Below are 21,576 nucleotides of genomic sequence, written 5' to 3' on the forward strand. Positions count from 1 at the left end.
ATATCTTGTTCACGGCACCGAAGACGGGACCTCCTCGACCGTCCGGTACGCCGCGCGCGGCGGCCGGGCGGTGAGCCGCCGGTAGAGCGTCGTCGGGCCCGGCCAGTTGTTGGTGACCCGCCCCTCGGCCGTCTTGTACCAGCTCCGGCACCCCTCGCCCCACACCATGCGGGCCATCGCCGCGTCGAGCTGCCTGGCCCAGGCGGCCATCGCCTCGGGACGCACCTCGATCGGCCCCTCCTCGGCCACCCGCGCCAGGCAGGCCATGACGTGCCGCACCTGGCACTCGATCATGTAGATGATCGAGTTGTGCCCGAGGTTCGTGTTCGGGCCGTAGAGCAGGAACAGGCTGGGGAAGCCGGGCACCGAGATGCCGAGGTAGGCGTGCGCGCCGTCGCGCCACTGCTCGGCCAGCGACCGCCCGCCGAGCCCGGTGACCTCGATCGGGGCCAGGAACTCGGTGCTCAGGAAGCCGGTGGCGTACACGATCGTGTCGGCCTCGCGCAGCCCCTCGGCGGTCTCCACGCCCTTCGGCCCGATCCGGACGATCGGATCGGTGACGACGTCGACGTCCGGCCTGGTCAGTGCCGGGTAGAAGGCGCTGTCGATGACGACGCGCTTGCAGCCGGGCGGATAGCCGGGCGTCAGCTTCGCCCGCAGGACGGGGTCGGGGACCTGGGCGCGCAGATGGTCCAGGGCGCGCTTCTTCAGCAGGCCGGCGCTCCAGCCCTCGGCCAGGGCCGGGTAGAGCGTCGCCTCGGCGTACCGGTAGATCCACTCGCGGTAGGCCCGCTGGAGGCCGGGGACGTAGTGGAAGGCCAGCCGGGCGAGCGGGCCGAAGGTGGCGTCGGGCTTGGGGATCACCCAGTTGGGCGTGCGCTGGAAGACGTCGAGGTGCGCGGCCCGCTCGGCGACGGCCGGGACGAGCTGGGCCGCCGACGAGCCGCTGCCGATCACGGCGACGCGGCGGCCGGTGAGGTCGTGGTCGTGGTTCCAGCGGGCCGAGTGGAAGGAGACGCCCTCGAAGTCGGACATGCCGGGGATCTCGGGCAGGTGGGGGCGGTTGAGCTGGCCTACGCTCATGACGACCACGTCGAACGCCTCGGTGCGCTCGCCGCCGTCGTGGATGCTGGTGACCTGCCAGCGGCGGCCGTCGAAGGCCGCTCGCCGCACTTCCGCACCGAAGCGGATTTTTCGCCTGACGTCGTATTTATCAGCGCAATGCTCTAGGTAGGCCAGGATTTCGGGTTGGGCTGGGTAGCGGCGGGTCCAGCTCGCGTACTTCTCGAACGAGTACGAATACAGGTGCGAGGGGATGTCGCAGCCCGCGCCCGGGTAACTGTTGTCCCGCCACGTGCCGCCGAGGTCGGCGGCCTTCTCGAAGACCGTGAAGGAGCCGATCCCGGCACGCCGCAGCCGGATCGCCATGCACAGGCCGCCGAAGCCCGCTCCGATGATCGCGACGCTGGGTGCCATGCCGTCCTCCGCGAAGTCAGGATCCACTTACAGTACGCCGAACCGCGTTCTGGCGACACCCTCCGCCACGCCCCGCGCGACCCTTCCGCGGGCCGGTAGTCTGCGCAGGTGGCTGCTGTGACGCTGACTGAGGTGATCGAGGTGCTCGAGGCGGCCTACCCGCCCGCCCGGGCCGAGTCGTGGGACGCGGTGGGGCTGGTCTGCGGCGACCCCGCCCGGCGGGTGCACAAGGTGCTGTTCGCCGTCGATCCGGTGGCGGTCGTGGGCGAGGAGGCCCTCGACTGGGGCGCCGACCTGATCGTCACCCACCACCCGCTCTACCTGCGCGGCACCACCAGCGTGGCCGCCACCACGCCCAAGGGCCGCCTGATCCACCGCCTGATCAAGCACGAGGTCGCCCTCTACACCGCCCACACCAACGCCGACACCGCCAATCCCGGCGTCTCCGACGCCCTGGCCAGGGCCGTGGGCCTGACCGGCGACCTCGTGCCGCTCCAGCCCTTCCCCGACGACCCCTGGCGCGGCCTGGGCCGCATCGGCGAGCTGCCCGAGCCCGCGACGCTGGGCGAGTTCGCCGCGCGGGCCGCCAAGGGGCTGCCGCGCACCGCCGGCGGCCTGCGGGTGGCGGGCGACCTGGCCCGTCCGGTCTCGCGCGTCGCGGTCAGCGGCGGCGCGGGCGACTCCCTGCTCGGCGCGGCCAGGGCGGCCGGCGTCGACGTGTTCCTCACGGCAGACCTACGGCACCATCCGGCCGGCGAGTTCGTCGAGGCCGGGGGCCCCGCCCTGATCGACGCCGCCCACTGGGCCACCGAGTGGCCCTGGCTCGACAGCGCGGCGTCCATCCTGCGCTCCAGTGGCGTTACCGTTGAAACGCGCGTCTCCGCCACGGTCACCGATGCTTGGACAAGAGGATATTGATCATGAAAGCAGCCCCTGAGGCCCAGAAGCGACTGCTCGACCTGGCAGAGCTCGACTCCGTGATCGACCGGCTGGCGCACCGCCGGCGCACCCTGCCCGAGCTGGCCGAGATCGACGAGCAGTCCAAGCGCCTGGCCCGGCTCGTCACCCAGGTCATCGAGGCCGAGACCGAGGCCGGCGACCTCGCGCGCGAGCAGGCCAAGGCGGAGAACGACGTCGACGCCGTGCGCACCCGCGCCGACCGCGACCAGAAGCGCCTCGACTCCGGCGCCGTGACCTCGCCCCGCGACCTGGCGAGCCTGCAGTCCGAGATCGCCTCGCTGCAGAAGCGCCAGGGCGACCTGGAGGAGGTCGTGCTGGAGATCATGGAGCGCAGGGAGGCGGCCGACGGCAAGGTCACCGACCTGGTCGCCCAGCGCGACGAGCTGGCCGCCACCCGCGCCGCCGCCGAAGACCGCCGTGACGCCGCGCTGGCCGAGATCGACAAGGAGGCGGGCGAGGTCCGGGCCCGCCGCGCCGCCGTCGCCGGCGAGATCCCCGCCGACCTGCTGAAGCTCTACGACAAGCTCAAGGAGCAGTACGTCGTGGGCGCCGCCATGCTGCACGGCGGCCGTTGCCAGGGTTGCAAGGTGGCCCTGTCCATCGCCGAGATGAACTCCATCAAGGCCGCCCCCCACGACGAGGTGCTGCGCTGCGAGGAGTGCCGGCGGATCCTGGTCCGCACCCCGGAGTCCGGCCTGTGACGTCCTACGTCATCGAGGCCGACGGCGGCTCGCGCGGCAACCCGGGCCCGGCCGGCTACGGCGCGGTCGTCCGGGACGCCGCCGACGGCCAGGTGCTGGCCGAGGCCGCCGAGGCGATCGGCGTCACGACCAACAACGTGGCCGAGTACCGGGGGCTGATCGCCGGGCTGACCGCCGTGCTGGGGGTGGGCGGCGAGGGCGCCGAGGTGGCCGTGCGGATGGACTCCAAGCTGGTCATCGAGCAGATGGCGGGCCGCTGGAAGATCAAGAACGAGGGGCTGCGTCCGCTCGCCCTCGAGGCCGGGGCGCTGGCCAGGCGGCTGCGGGTGGTCGAGTGGACCTGGATCCCGCGCGAGCACAACAAACACGCCGACCGGCTGGCCAACGAGGCCATGGACGCCGCCGCCAAGGGCCTGACCTGGAAGGCGGGCGGCACCCACGACACCGGCGCGCCGGGGGCCGCGGCCGTCCCGGCTGCCGCCGTGCCCGCGGCCCGCACGCCGGCGCCGGTCGTCGAGCAGACCGACCTCCTCGACGCGGGCGCCATCGCCGAGATGTCGGCCCCCACGGCGTCCGTGGCGGCCGCCCAGCAGCGTTCCAAGGGCACCGGCTGGGCCCCGCCCACCCGTGTGGCCACCTCGTTGCTGCTGCTCAGGCACGGCGAGACGCCGCTGTCGGTCGAACGCAGGTTCTCCGGCCTCGGCGACGCCGAGCTCACCGCCAACGGGCTGGCCCAGGCGGCGGCGGCCGCCGACCGGTTGTCGCGCGAGCCGTACCGGCCGGACGTCATCGTCTCCTCGCCGCTCAAGCGGGCCAGGCAGACGGCCGAGGCCGTGGCCCGGCGCACCGGGCTCGACGTCGAGATCGACGAAGACCTCAGGGAGGCCGACTTCGGCGCCTGGGAGGGGCACACGTTCACCGAGGTGCAGCGGGAGTGGCCCGCCGAGCTGGCCGCCTGGCTGGCCGGCCCCGACGCCGCGCCGCCCGGGGGCGAGAGCTTCGCCACGGCGGCCCGTCGCGTCCAGGCGGTGGGGGAGCGGCTGGTGGAGCGCTACGAGGGCAAGACCGTCCTCGTCGTCTCCCACGTGACCCCGATCAAGATGTTGCTGCGCGAGGCCCTCACGGCGCCTCTGGGCGCGCTCTACCGGATGCACCTCGACCTGGCCTGCCTGTCGCTGATCGAGTACTACGCCGACGGCCCCGCCGTGGTGAAGTCCTTCAACGACACCTCCCACCTACGCTGAGCACCGCCGATGCCACGACCCATCCGCTTTAGTACGACGGTGGCGAAGGCGTGCTTCGGCTGGCTCGCGTGGGTTGCGCGTGGTGGTGGTGAAGCTGTGCTTCAAGCGGCCCGCGTGGGTGATGGCGGTGAAGCTGTGCTTCGGCCGACGCGGATGCGTTGAGCGCGGCCGCGCCGGGAGCCGCCAGAACATCCCGGCGCGGCCGCTGCTGCCTCCGCCCCCCTCAGGCGGTGACATGCCCATCCCACCCAATCGATCTTGCGACTCGGTTGGGAACGGCTTGAGGTTTGATAACCTCGCTTGAGACGAGTCGGCCGGGCGGCCGCGTCGGGTCTTCGGGCCCGCCGAGGAAGGTCCGGGCTCCACAGGGCAGGGTGGTCGGTAACGCCGACCCGGGGTGACCCGCGGGACAGTGCCACAGAAAGCAGACCGCCTCCCACCTCGGTGGAAGGTGAGGGTGAAAGGGTGGTGTAAGAGACCACCAGCGCCCACGGTGACGTGGGCGGCTAGGTAAACCCCACCCGGAGCAAGGTCAAGAAGGGACGCTCTCCGGAGCGTTCCGCGCGCGACGTTCGAGGGCTGCCCGCCCGAGCCGCGCGGGTAGACCGCTTGAGGCCGCCGGCAACGGCGGCCCTAGATGGATGGTCGCCCCTTCGTTCGCGAAGGACAGAACCCGGCCTACAGGCCGGCTCGTCTCTCACCTCCCAGTTCCTGGGCCTCGCGGCCGTGCACGATCAGGGCGTACAGCACCAGTACGTCCACCGCGATGACCGCGAGCGACCACCACGGGTTGACCGCGATCCAGGTCAGCTGCGTCATCGCGTTGATCATGACGAGAACCACCGCCACGACGCGGGCCCAGGTCTGTCCCACGCTCACCGCGATACCGGTCAGGAGCAGGACGATCCCGAACAACAGGTGGATCCAGCCCCAAGTGCCGACGTTGAAGAACAGCAGGCGGGATGGTGTGCGGACGAACAGCCCGCTGTTGATCACCGCGTAGAGACCGGTGATGATGTTGAACACCCCGGCCATGATCATGAGCATGCCGGCGAACCATACCCAGCCCACCCAGCCCGTGACGGGCCTGCTCTGGTACGTCATGTCGAACCCTCCCCCGTGAGTTCACGTACACCGGCAGTCACCTGCCCGTCGAACTGAGCTGTATGCGTCTTCCCAGCTCACGAGGTTTCGACGACGCGCCAGGAGGCCGACGGCGAGCGCCGGAAGCCCAGCCGCCTCCGACGCCGCCTGACGGCCTCGGCCGGGGCCCTGGCGGCGCTTCCGCCGAAACTCGGCGGCGCTTCCGCCAAGTCCCGGCGGCGCTCCTACCGGGCCCGGCGGCGCTTCCACCGGGCCCGGCGGCGCTTCCACCGGGCCCGGCGGCGCTTCCACCGGGCCCGGCGGCGCTTCCACCGGGCCCGGCGATGCTTTCACCGGGGCCCTGGCGGCGCTTGCGGGCTCAGGAGGAGCGGGCGTCCCAGGCGGCGAGGATGGCGGCCTCCTTCTCCGGGGCCATCCCGTGGACCATCCTTCGCCCGTAGGAACGCTGCTCCTCCGGGATCTCCCGCAACCACGCCCACGTGTCACGCACGGTCTCCGCGACCGGACGCGCCCGCAGCCCCGCCGCCTCGGCCTTGCCCGTCGGCACGCTCCAGAAGTTGTCGTTCTCCTCAGACGGCGGCCCGCCCCACAGCGGCAGCTCCACGAACGCCCCGGCCCCCTGCTCGACCAGGAACTCCGCGTCCATCCACACGAACTCCGCGTCGGACCCGGTGACCTGCTTGCACAGCTCCAGCCACTCGCCGTAGGTGGTGTTGCCCGCCGGGCCGGTCACCGCGAACCGGCCGGCGACGCCCCGCTCGGCCTGGTCGAGGGTGAAGATGGCGACGTCGCGGGCGTCGATGAGCTGCATCGGCGCAGCGGGATCGCCCGGCGCCAGCACCCGGCCACCCCGCGAGATGCGGGTCAGCCACCAGGGCAGCCGGGCCACGTTCTCGTAGGGGCCGAGGATCAGCCCAGGCTGGATGATCAGCGCGTTGCCGTCGAAACCCTGCTCGACCGCCCGCTCGCACCCGGCCTTCAGCACGCCGTAGTCGCCGTCGTCGGGACCGGCGTCGGGCTCGCACGGCCATCCGCCGGTGTCCTCGGTCGCGGCCTTGGCGGGGAACCCGTCGAGGGCCGAGACGCTGGAGATGAACGCGTACGTCGCCGCCCGGCCCGACAGCGCCCGCACCGACTCGCCCACCACCCGCGGCACATACCCGGACGTGTCCACCACAAAGTCCCACGACCGGCCGTCGGCCAGCCGCTCCAGATCGGCGACGGACTCCCGGTCGCCGCGCACGGCCTCGACGCCCGGCACATCGCCGCCGCTCTGCCCTCTGTTGAACGTCGTGACCTCATGGCCACGCGCCAACGCCTCCTCCGCGATGGCGCGCCCCAGGAACCCTGTGCCGCCGATGAGCAAAATCTTCATGAACCCATCTTCCGCGCCCGGCGGGGCGCGGGCTCACAACTTCACGGAGAGCGAAGACCGCAGCGGCGGCACCAGGTGCACCCGCGCCGACCCGATGTCGAAGTACAGGCCCACCAGCTCCAGCTTGCCCGCCCTGACCTGCTCGTCCACCTTCCGGTAGGTGCGCAGGTTCTCCAGCTGCTGCTGGACGTTCACCCGGCACAACACGTCGAGGGCCCCCTTGTGCAGCCGGTCGCCCTCGGTCTCGATGAACCTGGCCAGGCTGTGGTTCCCGTGCCGCAACCACCGCCGCAGCCCCGGCAGGCTGCCGGCCTGCACCCCGGCGCTGAGCACCCCGGCCATGGCCCCGCACCCCGAGTGCCCGCACACGGTGATCGTGTGCACCCCCAGCACCTGCGTGGCGTACTCGATCGCGGCCACCACCGAGTCGTCGTGCGGCTCGGAGCCGCGGCGCGGCACCAGGTTGCCGATGTTGCGCACGGTGAACAGGTCGCCGGGACCGCTCGCGGTGATCAGGCTGGGCACGATCCTGGAGTCGGCGCACGTGATGAACAGGTGGGTCGGCTGCTGCTTGCGCGCCAGTTCGGTGAAGATGGGCCGGACCAGCGGCGCCGTGGTGCGGTGGAAGTCGCGCGCCCCTTCGGTGCAGGTCACCGGGGTGGAGCCGCCGTCGTCGGGGATGGCCCGGCGCTGCGGGCGCGTCCGCCGCTGCGCCCACGGCACCCACCGCCGGTCCGGCGACCTGCCGGGATACGCGCGGGCCCCGCCGGCCGCCAGCGTGTACCACTCGTCGTGCGGCTCGTCGAGGTCGACCGTGCCGCCCGCCTGCTCGTGGTCCAGCCGCCAGGAGTGGATGGCCTCGAAGGCCGCGTTGTCCATGAAGTCGATGGTGAGGTCGAGGTCGACCGGCGTGCCGGCGGGGATCGACCGCAGCTCGTGCGTGAGCCTGGGCACGCCGAGGAACGTCAGCGAGCCGCTGATCGTCACGTGCAGCCGGCCGTCCGGCTCCTCGCGCCTGCGCACGCTCACCCAGGTCAGCCGGCGCAGCGCCAGCAGCGCGGCCAGCGCCGCCCCGGCCAGCACCCCCTCGGCCAGGCCCAGCACGATCCCGGTCGCCGCCGTCACCACGTAGACCGGCACCTCGCCGTGCCCGCGGCCCTTCCTGACGCGCGCCAGCCCCACCATCCGCACGCCGGTGAACACCAGCAGCGCCGCCAGCGCCTCCAGCGGGATCAACCGCACCGACCAGCCCAGACCCACCGCGAAGGCCAGCACCCACACCCCGTGCAGGATCGCCGCCGACCGGGTGCGCCCGCCCGCCCGCACGTTCGCCTCCGTACGGACGACGCCGCCGGCGATCGGCAGGCCGCCCAGCGCCCCCGACACCATGTTGGCCACGCCCTGGCCGGTCAGCTCCTGGTCGAGGTCGGCGCGGCGGCCGGGGTGCGTCCCGTCGGCGGCGGACGCGCACAACAACGACTCGACGCTGCCCAGCAGCGCCACGAGCAGCACCGCGCCCACGATCGTGTGCCAGTCGGCGGACGGCAGCACGGGGAAGCCCCACCCGGAGAAGCTGCCCGCCAGGTCGACGTGGGTGACGTCCCAGCCGGCCAGCCAGGCGACGCCCGCCGTGGCCGGCAGCGCGACCAGCGGCGCGGGCACCACCCTGACCCGGGCCGGCAGCCGCGTCCACGACGCCAGCACCGCGATCGTGAACAGGCCCAGCGCGACCTTGTGCCCGTGGAGGCCGGCGATCTGGCCGGGCAGTGCGGCGAGGTTGGCCAGGGCCGACAGCTGCGGCTGCCCGCCGAGGACCACGTGGAGCTGGGAGAGCGCGAGGATCACGCCGACCGCGGCCAGCAGGCCGCGCACCACCGCGGGGGAGACGGCCGGGACGATCCGGGCCACCTTCACCACGCCGAGCACCAGCTGGACGACCCCCGCCAGCAGCGTGATCATGCACGTGGCCCGCCAGCCGTGGATCCGCACCAGCTCCACGACCACCACGGACACCCCTGCCGCTGGCCCGCTCACCTGGACGGCCGACCCGCCCAGCGAGCCGGCCACGACCCCGCCCACGACGGCGGCGATGAGCCCGGCGGCCGGCGGGGCGCCCGAGGCCGCCGCGATGCCCAGGGAGAAGGGGACTGCGACGAGGAAGACCACGAGCGAAGCGGGTAGATCATGCCGTAGCGTACGCAACCAGCTACTGAGGGTATCGCCGATCATGTCGGAAACCCTAGTGGTGCGCCACCCCCGCTTTAGGGGGTCGTCGCGGGGGTTTTACTCATTCGGTAAGGGGCCGGGGATCACCGGTAGTAGTCGTTGTAGTCCTGCTCGGGGGCGCGGCGACGGCCGCTGCTCTTGTCGGCCTGGCCGGGAGCGGCCGCGCCCTGCGACTGCCCGCCGTACGTCGGCCAGTTGGCCGTGCCGGACGGCGGCTCGGGCCAGGCGGGGCCGGGCCCGGCGGCGGTGAAGTCGCCGGTCTCGTACGCGATGGAGGACGGCGCGGGCGGCACCGGCGGAGCCGACAGGACGTCGTCGTAGGCCGAGACCGCGCGGGCGGGGACGGTGGGCGTGCCGGTGGCCGGAGAGGGGCCCGTGATGGGTGAGCCGGAGTCGTCGGCCACGGCCCAGCCGGCGCGCACCTCGTACGAGGCCGGGAACGCGGCGGCCGGCGAGGCGGCGGCGGGCTGCTCCACGAAGGCGGGCCAGGAGCTCGCCGGGCCGCCGTAGGAGGCGGGGGAGGGGTCGTCGAGGATGTCGGGCGAGGCGGCGGGCCAGGAGCCGGAGGTGGCTGCGGCGGGCGCGCCCGTCCAGGTGGTCTCAAGAGCGTCGGCCGCGGTGTGCGCACCGTTGTTGGCGGCGGTGTTGGCGGCGGTGTTGGCGGCGGTGCCGGCCGCGTTGTTGTAGGCGGGGAACGGGTCGCTGGTCGGTGCGCCGTGGATCGGCGCGACGGGCGCGACCGGGAAGGACCCGCTGGAGGTGACGCCTGCGTAGGACCCGCCGCCGGCGACCGGGTGGGCGGGGAACGAGCCGCCGCCCGCTGCCGGGACGGCCGGGTGGGCGCCGCTCGCGGGCAGGGGCTCGGGGCGGGAGGCCGGCACGACCGGCTGGGCGCCGCCGCCGAGGAGGCTGAGCACGTCGGGCGTGGGCGCCGCGAACGTCACCGTGCGCTGGTCGGCCATGTCGGAGGCGGAGGGGGTGGGCCGCTTGGCGGGCTCCACCAGGTCGGCGAGGTTGGCCGCGGCGGCGGCGGCGGGCTGGCGCTGGGGCAGCGGGGCCTGGACGGTCGCGGCGTTGGGGTCGGCCGCGGCGGCCACGGGCTTGGGCTTCGCGGGACGTTCACGGTGCTCGGCGGGCTGCTCACGCTCGACGGGACGGGCGGCGCCCTTCCTGGCCGCCACGGTGCCGCCGGCGCCGAAACCGCCCTCCTCGGCGTCGCTGCGGATGTTCGCCCAGAACTCCTCGTCCTCGTGGTCGGTGGTCGGGTTGCCCCACTCGTCGACGCCACGCCTGCCACGCTGGCCGGTGCGGACGGGCTTGGGCTTCACCTCGTCGATCGGGGAGAAGTCAGGGCTGAAATTGGCCATGCGCGGTTCGTGCGCGGCGAACTCGTCGGTGGACCGGGCGTGCGTCATCTCCTCCTTCTCGGCCATCTCCTTCAGCCGTTCCGGAGGGAGAGAGCTCTCCCGGCGGTTCATGGAACGCATGCCCAGTGCCACGACGACGAGCACGAGGAGCACGACAGCGACCAAGCTCACGACGACCGCGATCATTGCACCACCCTCAAAGCCATGGCCTCCCTGTGGCATCGGTGAGATCGCGCGGCCATCGACGCGATCTGCCCCCTTTGATCACCAATGCCTAACAATTGGATCTGATTCTGTCGGACCACTATGAGAGTTGTCACACCCTACGTAGAGAATTGGTCCATCCCGTCTACCTGCGGTGATCGATCTGTCACTGGATGTTCACCGCCGTCAGCCGGCCCCGGGCGATCGTGTGGTCGGCGATCTCCTTCAAGATCTCGGGGAGGCCGCCCTCTTTCGCCTCGACCTTGTCGTTCAGCGTGTAGACGGTGAACCGGTAACTGCCCGGAGTGTTGCAGGGCGGTTCGTAGCCCGCCTTCCCACTGGTCACCGTGGCCTGACCGGAGCCCTCGGGAGGACTCTCGGCGGCACCCGGCCCCAGCTCGGTCGTGGTCGCCGGGATGTTGTAGAGCACCCAGTGCACGGCCGATTCGGAGGGAGTATGGGAATCGACCACGATCGCGATCGACTTCGCCTTCGGCAAGGGTTCGCTGGACCAGCGCAGCGGCGGGCTGCCCTGGCGGCCTCGGCAGGAGAACTCGCTCGGCAGCGGCATGCCGTCGCGCAACTCCGGGCTCGAGACGTTGATCTCCGCGATCTCCTTCGCCTGTGATCTTCCGATGCCCAGGGCGGCGCAACCGGACAGGGTGAGCGCGAAAGCCACCACTGTCACACTGACAGCGGCCCGCCTCACACGTGATGCCGTGTTACACAGCCCCATGCCGGATGATGCTACGCGGCTCTCGGCGGTGCGCAGACCGTTTCCCGATGGTCGGTCGTCGGTAAAGGAGCCGAAACCGGCCAGAATGCGGGGATCTCGGGGGTGAAGTTGGCCACAGGGACGCCGTCGGCGAAGGGCCGCGGGTGACGATGCGATGACCTTCCTGGCCTGCCCGTTCGGTGGGGCGCGCGACGCGGTCGCGGCGCGCGGGGTCAAAGGACAAAACGGGCATGGTTTCGGACGGCGCCCAGCACGCAAAATTCAGATGCGCCGAACGAGGCAGATGTGCTCCGTGCGGAGGATGCGGCCGCCCAGGTCTCTGCGCCTTGTACGGGGGTGCGACTGCCCGGGTCTCTGTGGGTTGTACGGGGTGTGGCGGCCCGGGTCTCTGTGGGGTTGCGAGGGGGGCGACTGCCCGGGTCTCTGTGGGTTGCGCGGGGGTGTGGCGGCCCGGGTCTCTGCGTCTTGCGGGAGGGCGGCGGCCGCCGCGGCGGTGTGGCTTGCGGGCGGACGGCGGCTGCCACGCTTCGTGAGGGCGTTTCGCGCGTGGTGCGGTAACGCGCCGCCGGGCCTGGATGGCACGAACGTGGCGCCGCCGACGTGGCCCAGCTCGACAGCCTGCGGCCGGCCGCCACCGAGCATGCACCCGCCGCGCCCGGCCGGCCGTCCGACACGCCGCGCCGCCCGCCCGATCTTTACTTGCCGCCGCAGGGCGTGCGGGATTCTACGCAATGCCGTCATGGCAGCCAGCGGCGCTCGTCGGCCGGGCCGGACTCCCTTTGTCGGCCGGGCCGGACCCCCTTGCGGGCCGGACTCCCCTTGAACGCTGCCCCATAACCCTGCGAGCAGCCCAAGCGGCTGTGCCCCGGTGTACGCGAGCCCCCGAGCCCCCGGCCCCTTCCTCCCCGAACCTCCCGGCTGGGTCCCGCTCACCGGTCCCGCCGACCGGCCCCGCGCAGCCATGCCCGGGGATGGAAGAGATCTTGGGTGGCGGGGTCAGATCGTCTTTCGGGGCGTGCGCCCTAAGCTGGTTCTTGTGACGTCAAAAGGCCCACTGCGTGACCCCGCGCACCGCGTCTCGCCCAAGGCCCGCAGCCTGTGGTTGCTGCAGGCGGCGATCGGGTTCGTGCTCTTCGTGGGCGGTTCGGCCGTGGTGGCCGGGTGGGTGGGCGGCAGCGGCTGGCCGTGGGTTCCGTCCTGGTTCGCCGCGCGTTCGTGGTTGTTGCCGCTGGTGGTCGGGGTCGTGCTGACGCCGTTCCTGGCGGCGGAGCCGTTCATCCGGTACGCCGTCCACCGCTGGGAGTTGTCGGGCGACGTCGTCTACGCCAGGTCGGGGTTCCTGACCAGGGAGTGGGTGTTCGTGCCGGTGAGCCGCATCCAGACGGTCGACAAGGGCCAGGGATGGATGGAACGGCTGCTCGGCCTGGCCACGCTGGAGATTCGCACCGCCTCGCACGCGGGCTCGTCCACGATCAAGGGCCTCGACTTCGAGGTGGCGGCCGGGCTCGCCGAACGGCTCGCCCACCGCGCCGAAGAGCTCAGGGACGACGCCACGTGACGCAGCCGCCGCCACCGCCACCCTCTCCGTCTCCTCCGCCACCCCCGCCCTCCGCGCCCAGGCGGCTGAGCCCCAAGGTGCTGCTCATCGACCCGGTACGCATGCTGCCGTCGCTGCTGCTGCCCCTGGTCGGCGTGCTGTTCGTGGGCGGCTTCTCGGCCAGGTCCTATGCGTGGGCGGCGTTCGGCGTCGTCGGCACCGTCGTGTTCGCGGTCATCCGCTGGGCCACCTTCACGTACGAGATCGTCGGCGACCGCCTGGAGACCAAACGGTCGCTCATCAGCCGCTCCATCCGCACCATCCCGCTGGAACGGGTGCGCGGCGTCGACGTCTCCACGCCGCCCATGCACCGGATTCTCGGGCTCGCCGTGCTCAAGGTCGACACGGGCGCGAGCGGCGACGACGAGGAGGCCGCGCTCGACGGCGTCACGCTCGGCGAGGCCGAACGCCTCAAGGCGGTGCTGCTGCGCCGTGCCGTCCAGGTCAGGGAGGCCGAGCACCTCCCCGGGCCGGGTCCCGCCCCCGTGGACCGGCCGATCATCGCCGTCCCGCGCCGGTGGCTCCTGTACGGGCCGTTGTCCGGGGCGTACCTGCTCACGCCGTTCGCGCTCGCCGGCGGCGCGGTGGGGCTGGCCTTCCAATGGGGCGACGACCTGGGCTTCGGCCAGGACGCCGCCTGGAGCGCGGGGGAGTGGCTGTGGGAGCACCCCTACCTGCTGCTCGTCGTGGCGCTGCTGCTGGTCGTCGCCATGCCGTTCGTGGGCGGCGTGATGTACGCGGTCTTCAACTGGGACTTCAGGCTCACCCGCCGCGACGGCTACCTCGTGGCCGAACGCGGGCTGATCAACCGGCGCAGCGTGTCGCTGGAGTCCCGGCGGGTGCGCGGTTACGAGATCGTCGACGGTCTGGCCGAACGCCTGGCCGGCGTCGTACGCGTCTGGGCGATCGTGACCGGGCTCGGTGACTCCGAGACGCGCGGGCAGCTCCTGCCCGACGTGCCGCGCCAGGTCGCCGTCGGCGTCACCGCCGACGCGGTGGGCCCCTTCCGGTCCACGCTGCGCGCCCATCCGCCCGTCGCCCGCAACCGCCGGCTGTTCCGGGCGGTCTTCCCGTGGCTCCTCCTGGCCACGCTGAGCGCCGCCGGGGCGTGGGCCACAGGAATGATGCTCTGGTGGATCCTGGCCGTCCTGGCGTTGCTCCTGGCGGGCGCTGGGGTGTTCCTGGGCCTCGACCGGTACGCCTCCCTGGGGCACGGCTACGACGGCGCCCGGCTGGTGGTCCGTTCGGGCTCGTTGCGTCGCGCCGAGGCGGTGATCGAACGCCGGGCCGTGGTGGGCTGGCGGCTGCGCCAGACCTGGTTCCAGCGACGGGCCGGGGTGCTGACGCTGATCGCGGGGGTCGGGGCGGGCAAGGGCGGCTACGACGCGCTGGACGTCTCGGAGGCTCAGGGGGCGGCGTTCCCCGCCGAGGTGACGCCGGAGTGGCTGGCCCCGTTCATGCAGCCGCACACCGTCCCGCCACGGAACTGAACGCGCCCGCCGAACACCGCGGTCCTTCCTCCTTGAACGACCGAGGCCGCCTTGAACGACCGAGGTCCGCCGTGAACGAGCGAGGCCGCGCCCTCCTGTCGGGGTGGGCGCGGCCTGTGGTCGCTTGATCGGGTACGGGTCAGTCCTGGCGGCGGGCGCCAAACATGATCTCGTCCCACGTCGGCACGGAGGCTCGGCGGCCCCGCGAACCCTTGCGCGCCTGACGCGCGGCCGGGGCGGGCGGCGGAGAGGGCACCGGGACGTCGTCCTTGCCGGGGCCCTTGGCGTCGTCCTTGCCAGGACGCGCGGCCGGGACCGGCGGGGTGCCCTTGGGCGCGCCTGGGCCCGGCTTGGGCCTGGGCGCGGGCGCCTTCTTCTCGGCCACCTCGACCTTCTCGGCCACCTCCTCGGAAGGCTCCGGCACGGTCACGTCCTCGGCAGCCACGTCCTCAGCAGCCACGTCCTGGGTGGCCACGTCCTGGGCGGCGGGCGCCGATGCCGTCGCCGGGCGCTCCTGCTCGGCGTCCGGGGACTTCTCCGTGGCCGCCTCCGGAGCGGCCGCGGGCTCTTGGTCGGGCTCGTCGGCCGGGACGTCCTTGGTGGCAGACGTCTCATCGGGGACCGGTGCGTCCGGCGTGGCCGTCTCGGTCGGGGCGGGCTCGGCCTGGGGTGCGGCGTCGGTCTCGGCGGGCGTGGGGGGTTCGGAGTCGTCCTCGGCGGCTGCCGGGGTCGCCGGGGCGCTCTCGGTGGTCGGCTGTGGTGCGGTGGCCTGGTCCTGCGCTGCGGTTGCCGCGTCCTCCGGCTCGGTGGATTCGGGCGTCTTGGGCGCGGGCTCCGCGGCGGTCGGCGCGTTCGGCGTCACGTCCGGGGCCGTCGCCTCGGTGGTGGCCACCGTGACGGTTTCGGTGGGTGCGGAGGAGGAAGCCTCCGCAGCGGCGTCCGGGACGTCCGTCGCACCGGCCGTCGAGGGCGCGGTGGAGTCGTTTGCCTCGGGCATGGCGGCCTGGGCGCTGCCGGTGTCGGAGGTGGTGGCGGCGTCTTCGGGCGCGGGAGAACCGGTGGTGGTGTCGGCCTCGGGCGTCGTGGAGAGCTGAGCGTCCCCGGCCGAGGCCGTCGGCTCGGCCGTGGTGGTGGCCGCGGTCTCCTGCTGCACGTCGGCCGGGGCGGAGGGCTCCGGCTGGACGGGCGTCGCGACCGCGGGTGTCGAGTTGGCGGGCTGCGCCGGGGCCGGGACGGAAGCGTCAGGCTGGCCCGTGCGCTCGTCGGCGGACGTCGGCGAGGACGGCTGCTCCGACGGCCGCGTCACCGGCCCTTCAGGAGCGGCCGCCGAGGGCAGGACCTCAGGAACCGCGGACGCAGCGGCGACCTCGGGAGCGGCCACCGCCGCCTGCTGACCGACGGCCTCCGGAGCGGCGTGCGACTGAGCGCGGACCTCTGGAGCAGTGGACGACTTAGCGCCGGCCTCCGGAGCGGCGGCCGGCTGAGTGCCCGCCTCTGGAGCGGCGGGCGACTGGGTGCCGGCCTCCGGAGCGGCGGGCGGCTGCGTACCCGGCGACGGGCTGACCGACGGTTGCCCATCCGGCGACGGGCTGGCCGGCGGCTGTGTGCCAGGTGCCGAGTCGGCAGGCGGCTGCGTGCGCAGATCCGAGGCAGCGGGTGGCTGCGTGCGGAAGTCCGGCGTGGCAGGCGGCTGCGTGCGGAGGTCCGAGGCAGCGGGTGGCTGGGAGGAGGTCGTCGGTCCGGCGGGTGAGGGGTGGGACGTGAGCGGGCGGGAGGGCGGGGTGGCGGGCGCGTAGATGGAGTCGTCGCGCTCGCCCGAGCGGCCGGAGCCGAAGTCGGGCAGCCACGGTGACGTGCCGCCGCGGCGGGAGGAGGCGTCCGTGGAGCGGCCGAAGCCGGTCTCGCGGCCCGCGGTCTCCCCGCGCTGGCCCTCAGCGCGATCCCCGCGATCCCCGCGCTGCCCCTCGGCGCGCGACGGTTCCGGGTGGAAGCCCTCACCCCGGAAGGGGGCGCGGGCGGTCTCGGGCAGGGACGACGAACTGTCCGACGCGCTCTCCCGCCCCGGGGACGGCCGATCGAACGACACGTCACGGCCGGGCACGTCACGGCCGGGCAGGTCGGGGCCGCGGCCGTAGCCGCCGGTGTCGGCGGGCCTGGGCGGCGGGGTGTAGCCGACGGCCGGCTCCTCCGGCTCGCGGCGCACGACCGAAGGGAACGGCAGCGGGTCGGAGGCGAGCGGCGGCACCGGCTGCAGCTTGGCCACCCGCGGCGCGAACGGCGTGACCGTGGTGTCCTCCACCACGGCGGGCTCGGGATCGAAGTCGGCCGACGACAGGCGCATGGCCTCGTCGTCGTGCGGGGAGACGTGGCGCTTGCGCGGGTCGAAGAGCCATTCGGCGTGGCGCGTGTGACCGTTCCAGACGTAGCCGAGCTTGACCCGCCACAGGCCGTCGTCGCGCTTGGCCGAGTCCCAGTCGATCTCGTCGGTGGGCACGCCGCGCCTGGTCAGCCGCTCGGCCACCAGCTCGCCGAGGGTGGGACCGGGCGCGGTCTCCCCGGGCATGCGGACGGCGACGCGTTGCGCCTGCTGGGCGACGTACTCCCGCTCCTGCAGCACCGGGCCCTCGAACCAGCGGACTCGTTCGACCGGGATCCCGGCGGTCGCGGCGATCTCTTCCGCTGTCTCTCCGGCGCGGATGCGTGCCTGGATCTCCTTGGGGCGCAACGGGCTCTCCACTTCGATCTCGTACTGGCCGAGACGGGAGAAGTTGCCGCGGACGGCAGCACGGAGCCGGTCGTCCACGGGAAGGGTGAAGCGCGTACCTCGCCCGGCAGTAGCCAGCACGAGATAGGTGCCGTCCTCACTCACCGCGACGAGTCGGAGCTCCTGCATGCGAGTCCCTTCGTCAGCGTCGCCATTCTTCCCCCGGACCCTTGAGTCTCTCGCGTGTGCCGGTTGCCTGCCAGCACCGTACCCGGCATGTCCGAACATCGCCTTCCTGGGAAGCCCCGGGGGCGATGTGACGCCGGTCACATTTGTGGATTCCATTTCCTCTAATGCCCGCCGCTGTGCATGAGGAGGTTAGGGCTCCTCGACGGATTCTGGCGAATCGCGGCGCGTGCTGTTGTGCACTTCAGCGAACTCGCGACAAGGGAGGGACCGGCGTCGGGACGGCGTTCGAGCAGACGCGCCGCGGCGGCGGCGAGGTACGGGGCGCCCGCCGAGAACGCCTGCCCGCCGGAGGAAACCTGGCACCAGCCCGAGTCGGCCGCGCCCACGACGAACACCCCCGAGCGCACCAGCGACCGTACGGCGGCGCCGAGCGCGGGCGAGTCGGCCCCGTCGGCGGCGAGCGTGACGACGGACGGTCCGCGCGCGTGCCGCCGGATCCAGTCGAGCCCGGCCAGCACGTCGGCCAGCGAGCCCGACCCCGCGCAGCCGAGCACCCGCACCGAGGCGATCCTGGCCTCCGGCGCCCGCGAGGCGACGACCCTGGCCACCCGCGTGCCGTGCCCGCCGCAGTCGCGCCCGGTGCCGCCGGTGGCGTCGAAGGCACGCCAGGCCCGGTCCCCGAACTCGGCCCGGGTGACGTCGACGCCGGTGTCCACGACGAACACGGTCGTGCCCGTGCCCGTGCCCGTGCCCGAGTCGGCGTCCGTGTCGGAGGCGGGGGCGGACGCGTCGCCGGGCATGGCGTGGATCTCGCGGTCGGGCTCGACGGCCAGGACCCGGGGATCGGATCTGAGCTCGGCCAGCTCGCCGGCGGTGAGGAAGGTGGCGAAACCGGGCAGGGCCTCGGTGTAGTAACGCCGTACCCGCCATCTCACCTCCGCGACGAGATCCCGGGCGTCCGCGCGGCTGCGCGCGGTGACGATGTAGGGCCGGGTGGGCTCGGAGGCCGAGGGGCGCAGGGCGAGTCCGGAGGCGGGCGTCATGGCGAGCGGGACAGCGGTCGTCGCGGCCGTCGCCACGGCCGCGGCGAGGTAGACGGAGGGTAGGCCGAATCGTCGGGGCACGAGTTACGAGGATGCCTGTCACGCAGGTCACAGGAACAACGGGACACGCGCTCGCGTCTATTCACGAGGAAGCTCTTTACCGTACGCATGACCAGAGGGGACTGATCCGGGGGATGACCGGCGAGCAGCGGAAGTTCGAGCTGAGCGTGCCACAGATCCTCGGGAGCGCCCTCGCCGCCGTCACCGCCGCGGTGGCCGCCTCCTACCTCGGGGTGGCGGGCACCGTGATCGGCGCCGCCGTGGTCAGCGTCGCGAGCACGGTGGCCAGCGCCGTCTATACGCACTATCTCAAGCGCACCGGCGACCGGGTCAAGCAGCACACGCTGTCCGCGTGGCACGAGGAGCAGGAGGAGGGGCAGGGCCTGCTCGCCGCCGCCGCCAACGCCACCCCGACCGCGGGTGAGGTGACCGCCGCGAACGCCACCCGGGCCGCGGGTGAGGTGACCGCCGCGAACGCCACCCGGGCGCACGCCGTCCAGGGGGGTGGCGACCAGGCGGGCGGCGACCAGGGGCGTGACACGCTGGTCATGCCGGTCGCCGTCCCCGCCGGGCGCAGGGGGCTGCCGTGGCTGAAGATGGCGGTGGCGGCCGCGCTGGTGTTCGCGGTCAGCATGGGCGGCATCCTCGCCTTCCAGGCCCTCGACCACCGGACGCTGCACGAGCGCGTCACCGGCGGGCAGACGCCGGTGAAGGAGCGGCAGCGCGCCCCCGTCCAGGATCAGGGGCGCGACCGCCAGGACCACGACGACCGGCCGGCCGGCGTGACGCAGTCGCCGACCCCGACCCCCACCCCGACGCCCACGGACACGCCGCGCACCCCGCCGCCGTCGGAGACCGGCGAGCCGAGGCCGACCAGCACGCCGACGCCCACGCCCACGGACACGGTCGAGCCCGTCCCCGAGACGCCCGGGCCCGGCGAGGAGGAGCAGGAGCGTCCCGACCCGGGCGAGCAGCAGTCCAGCGCGCCCCCGGCCACCACGCAGCCGGACGAGCCGCCCGCGCAGCAGGAGGGCCGCTAGCCGAGCACCACGTCGAGATAGTCGTTGGTGAACACCCGGCGCGGGTCCAGCCGGTCGCGCAGCGCGACGAAGTCGTCGAAGCGGGGGTAGACCTTGCGCAGGTACGCGGCGTCGCGGGTGTGCATCTTGCCCCAGTGCGGCCGGCCGTCCAGCCGGTTCATGATCTCCTCGACGCCCTCGAAGTAGGCGGGGTTGGGCGTGGGCCGGTAGATGTGGCAGGCGACGTAGGCCGAGTCGCGGCCGTACGCGGTGGACAGCCAGGCGTCGCTGGGCGGCGTGACGCGCACCTCGACCGGGAAGGTGATCTTCCAGTCCATCCTGTCGATCAGGTCGCGGGTCTCGCGGAGCGCCTGGGCCAGGAACTGGCGCGGCACGGCGTACTCCATCTCCAGGAACCGCACGTCGCGGCGGGCCGTGAACACCTTGTACGAGGTGTCCACCGCCTCCGAGTCGCCGAGCGCCGCCGCGCTGATCGCGTTGATCCGCGGGATCAGCGCCGGACGCCGCCCGCCGACCGCGCAGGCGACGCCGAAGACGGTGTTCTCCAGGAACACGTTGTCCAGCCAGTGCTTGAACGGGCTCGGCGGCCTGGCCGGGCCCGCGTCCCTGTTGTTGGTCTTGACCAGGCAGGCGTCGGTGTGCGGCAGCCAGAAGAAGTCGAGGTGCTCGTTGGCCGAGGTCAGCGAGTCGAGCGAGGCGAGGATGTCGGTGAGCGTCATCCTGCGCCGCCGGTTGCGCAGCAGGAACGCGGGCTCCACCCGGAACGTCACGGCCGTCAGCACGCCCAGCGCCCCGAGGCCGACCCGGGCCGCGTCGAACAGGTCCTCGCCGGGCACGGCCGTGACGACCGAGCCGTCGGCGAGCACCAGCTCCAGCTCGGCGACCTGGTCGGCCAGGCCGCCGCTGTCGCGGCCGGTGCCGTGGGTGCCGGTCTGGATCGCGCCGGCGACGGTCTGCTCGGTGATGTCGCCCATGTTGGCCAGGGCCAGCCCGCGCTGGTCGAGCAGCTCGTTCAGCACCTTGAGCGGCGTGCCGGCCAGCACCGTGACGCGGTCCTCGCCGGCGGACCTGATGCCGCTCAGCCCCTCGGGGCGCAGCATGATCCCGTCGGTGAGGGCCACCCCGGTGAAGGAGTGGCCCGTGCCGACCATGCGCAGGCGGCGCCCGGCGGCCGAGGCGTCCCGCACGGCCTGGACGACGTCCGCCACGCTCGCGGGGGTGCGCACCTCGGCAGGGGCGCCCGTCTGATTCCCGGCCCAGTTAGTGAAGACCATGAGGCGCCCCTCCGAGCGTCGTTCCGATTAAACGTGAACGATACTCACTTCTCCCAGCCTTCGGGAACCGGGAAAACCTGACCGGGCTGCAGGTTCTGCTGCTTGATCACGTCGGAGACCGTGACCAGCTGGTATCCCTTGGCCTGCAACGACTTGACGATCGCGGGCATGGCGTCCACGGTCTGCTTGACCCAGTCGTGCATGAGGATGATGCCGTCGCGCTCGGCCACCTCGAGGGTCTTCTTCTTGATGGCCTCGACGTTCTTGCTGTCCCAGTCGTGCGAGCCGGCCGTCCAGAGGATCATCGGCATGCCGAACTCGGTCGCGACGTCCGACACCTGGACGTCGGCCAGCCCGTACGGCGGGCGCAGCAGCTTGGGCTCGACGCCCGCCGCCTTCTTGACCGCGTCCTGGGTCTTCTTGATCTCGGTCCTGATGGCCCCGGCGTCGATCTTGGTGAAGTCGGGGTGCCTGTAGCTGTGGTTGCCCACCTCGTGGCCCTCGGCGACCATGCGCTTGACGAAGGCCGGGCGGCTGTTCACGTACTGGCCCTCCAGGAAGAACGTCGCCTTGGCGCCGTACTTCTTGAGGGTGTCGAGCAGGGTTCCCGCGTACTGGCCGGGCCCGTCGTCGAAGGTCAGCGCGATGCACTTGACCTGCTGGCAATCGACCTCGGCCTTCTTCGGCGTCTGGGCGAACGCGGGCGCGGGAGCCAGAGTGACGCAAACTGCCGCGATAGCTAGAAGTGAAGTGATTTGTCGGGACATAGCAAAGCTTCCGGTGTGA

At 72.8% G+C, this 21,576-nt stretch carries 15 protein-coding genes and 1 other RNA gene; 7 read left to right on the forward strand and 9 right to left on the reverse strand.

The genetic code is table 11. From position 1 onward, the window contains the following. Positions 1 to 9: 9 nt before the first annotated feature. On the reverse strand, positions 10 to 1,476 hold the full coding sequence (locus AB0J76_RS17575) for an NAD(P)/FAD-dependent oxidoreductase (RefSeq protein WP_352321493.1): 1,467 nt from the start codon (positions 1,474 to 1,476) through the stop codon (positions 10 to 12). Positions 1,477 to 1,593: 117 nt separating this feature from the next. Between AB0J76_RS17575 and AB0J76_RS17580 the strand changes: the two genes are divergently transcribed. From AB0J76_RS17580 to rnpB, 4 genes are all read left to right on the forward strand, one after another. Further along, the gene (locus AB0J76_RS17580) at positions 1,594 to 2,394 is read left to right on the forward strand and encodes a Nif3-like dinuclear metal center hexameric protein (RefSeq protein ID WP_352321491.1); all 801 of its coding nucleotides are present in this window, start codon (positions 1,594 to 1,596) and stop codon (positions 2,392 to 2,394) included. A 2-nt stretch (positions 2,395 to 2,396) separates the two neighbouring features. Continuing rightward, positions 2,397 to 3,137 carry a C4-type zinc ribbon domain-containing protein gene (locus tag AB0J76_RS17585; RefSeq protein WP_352321489.1) on the forward strand — a complete coding sequence of 247 codons (741 nt, stop codon included), beginning with the start codon at positions 2,397 to 2,399 and terminating at the stop codon, positions 3,135 to 3,137. After that, positions 3,134 to 4,381: a bifunctional RNase H/acid phosphatase gene (locus tag AB0J76_RS17590; protein ID WP_352321487.1), complete on the forward strand. Its 1,248-nt coding sequence runs from the start codon at positions 3,134 to 3,136 to the stop codon at positions 4,379 to 4,381. The genes AB0J76_RS17585 and AB0J76_RS17590 overlap by 4 nt, the downstream gene beginning before the upstream one ends. A gap of 306 nt (positions 4,382 to 4,687) precedes the next feature. Beyond that, positions 4,688 to 5,078: RNase P RNA component class A (rnpB, locus tag AB0J76_RS17595), an RNA gene on the forward strand. 765 nt (positions 5,079 to 5,843) lie between these two features. On the opposite strand, the gene AB0J76_RS17600 is transcribed toward rnpB, so the two are convergent. The 4 genes from AB0J76_RS17600 to AB0J76_RS17615 all read right to left on the reverse strand — a co-directional run bounded on the left by AB0J76_RS17600 (position 5,844) and on the right by AB0J76_RS17615 (position 11,336). Next, positions 5,844 to 6,860, reverse strand: coding sequence for an NAD-dependent epimerase/dehydratase family protein (locus AB0J76_RS17600; protein ID WP_352324258.1), 1,017 nt, complete (start codon positions 6,858 to 6,860; stop codon positions 5,844 to 5,846). A gap of 33 nt (positions 6,861 to 6,893) precedes the next feature. Continuing rightward, the gene (locus tag AB0J76_RS17605; protein ID WP_352324257.1) at positions 6,894 to 9,089 is read right to left on the reverse strand and encodes a SulP family inorganic anion transporter; all 2,196 of its coding nucleotides are present in this window, start codon (positions 9,087 to 9,089) and stop codon (positions 6,894 to 6,896) included. Positions 9,090 to 9,169: 80 nt separating this feature from the next. Next, positions 9,170 to 10,624, reverse strand: a complete 1,455-nt coding sequence (locus tag AB0J76_RS17610; protein ID WP_352324256.1) for a hypothetical protein — start codon at positions 10,622 to 10,624, stop codon at positions 9,170 to 9,172. Positions 10,625 to 10,823: 199 nt separating this feature from the next. Continuing rightward, complete coding sequence (locus AB0J76_RS17615) at positions 10,824 to 11,336, reverse strand: YbhB/YbcL family Raf kinase inhibitor-like protein (RefSeq protein ID WP_352324255.1); 513 nt, start codon at positions 11,334 to 11,336, stop codon at positions 10,824 to 10,826. A 1,093-nt stretch (positions 11,337 to 12,429) separates the two neighbouring features. Between AB0J76_RS17615 and AB0J76_RS17620 the strand changes: the two genes are divergently transcribed. Then, positions 12,430 to 12,951, forward strand: coding sequence for a PH domain-containing protein (locus tag AB0J76_RS17620; protein WP_352324254.1), 522 nt, complete (start codon positions 12,430 to 12,432; stop codon positions 12,949 to 12,951). A gap of 77 nt (positions 12,952 to 13,028) precedes the next feature. Beyond that, the gene (locus AB0J76_RS17625; RefSeq protein WP_352324253.1) at positions 13,029 to 14,480 is read left to right on the forward strand and encodes a PH domain-containing protein; all 1,452 of its coding nucleotides are present in this window, start codon (positions 13,029 to 13,031) and stop codon (positions 14,478 to 14,480) included. 139 nt (positions 14,481 to 14,619) lie between these two features. Here AB0J76_RS17625 and sepH read toward each other — a convergent pair whose 3' ends face one another. Both sepH and AB0J76_RS17635 read right to left on the reverse strand, forming a co-directional pair. After that, positions 14,620 to 17,373, reverse strand: coding sequence for a septation protein SepH (sepH, locus tag AB0J76_RS17630; protein WP_352324252.1), 2,754 nt, complete (start codon positions 17,371 to 17,373; stop codon positions 14,620 to 14,622). Positions 17,374 to 17,534: 161 nt separating this feature from the next. After that, positions 17,535 to 18,497 (reverse strand): S8 family serine peptidase, encoded by a 963-nt coding sequence (locus tag AB0J76_RS17635; protein ID WP_352324251.1) that lies wholly within the window; start codon positions 18,495 to 18,497, stop codon positions 17,535 to 17,537. Between the two features lie 113 nt (positions 18,498 to 18,610). Here AB0J76_RS17635 and AB0J76_RS17640 point away from each other — a divergent pair, with 113 nt between their 5' ends. Continuing rightward, positions 18,611 to 19,516: a hypothetical protein gene (locus AB0J76_RS17640; RefSeq protein ID WP_352324250.1), complete on the forward strand. Its 906-nt coding sequence runs from the start codon at positions 18,611 to 18,613 to the stop codon at positions 19,514 to 19,516. Here the strand turns inward: AB0J76_RS17640 and AB0J76_RS17645 are convergent. Continuing rightward, entirely contained in the window at positions 19,513 to 20,790 is a 1,278-nt protein-coding gene (locus AB0J76_RS17645; protein ID WP_352324249.1) for a D-arabinono-1,4-lactone oxidase, read from the reverse strand. The two genes, AB0J76_RS17640 and AB0J76_RS17645, sit on opposite strands and share 4 nt — an antisense overlap. Positions 20,791 to 20,834: 44 nt before the next feature. Continuing rightward, positions 20,835 to 21,557 carry a polysaccharide deacetylase family protein gene (locus tag AB0J76_RS17650; RefSeq protein WP_352324248.1) on the reverse strand — a complete coding sequence of 241 codons (723 nt, stop codon included), beginning with the start codon at positions 21,555 to 21,557 and terminating at the stop codon, positions 20,835 to 20,837. Positions 21,558 to 21,576: the final 19 nt, after the last annotated feature.

The sequence above is a fragment of the Nonomuraea sp. NPDC049624 genome, assembly GCF_040675255.1.
GTDB lineage: Bacteria > Actinomycetota > Actinomycetes > Streptosporangiales > Streptosporangiaceae > Nonomuraea.

What these genes read in the sequence shown, in the direction of transcription:
- AB0J76_RS17640 (WP_352324250.1), top strand. Translation starts at nt 18,611, where the DNA reads ATGACCGGCGAGCAGCGGAAGTTCGAGCTGAGCGTGCCACAGATCCTC.
- sepH (WP_352324252.1), bottom strand. Translation starts at nt 17,373, where the DNA reads ATGCAGGAGCTCCGACTCGTCGCGGTGAGTGAGGACGGCACCTATCTC.
- AB0J76_RS17650 (WP_352324248.1), bottom strand. Translation starts at nt 21,557, where the DNA reads ATGTCCCGACAAATCACTTCACTTCTAGCTATCGCGGCAGTTTGCGTC.
- AB0J76_RS17575 (WP_352321493.1), bottom strand. Translation starts at nt 1,476, where the DNA reads ATGGCACCCAGCGTCGCGATCATCGGAGCGGGCTTCGGCGGCCTGTGC.
- AB0J76_RS17600 (WP_352324258.1), bottom strand. Translation starts at nt 6,860, where the DNA reads ATGAAGATTTTGCTCATCGGCGGCACAGGGTTCCTGGGGCGCGCCATC.
- AB0J76_RS17645 (WP_352324249.1), bottom strand. Translation starts at nt 20,790, where the DNA reads ATGGTCTTCACTAACTGGGCCGGGAATCAGACGGGCGCCCCTGCCGAG.
- AB0J76_RS17605 (WP_352324257.1), bottom strand. Translation starts at nt 9,089, where the DNA reads ATGATCGGCGATACCCTCAGTAGCTGGTTGCGTACGCTACGGCATGAT.
- AB0J76_RS17585 (WP_352321489.1), top strand. Translation starts at nt 2,397, where the DNA reads ATGAAAGCAGCCCCTGAGGCCCAGAAGCGACTGCTCGACCTGGCAGAG.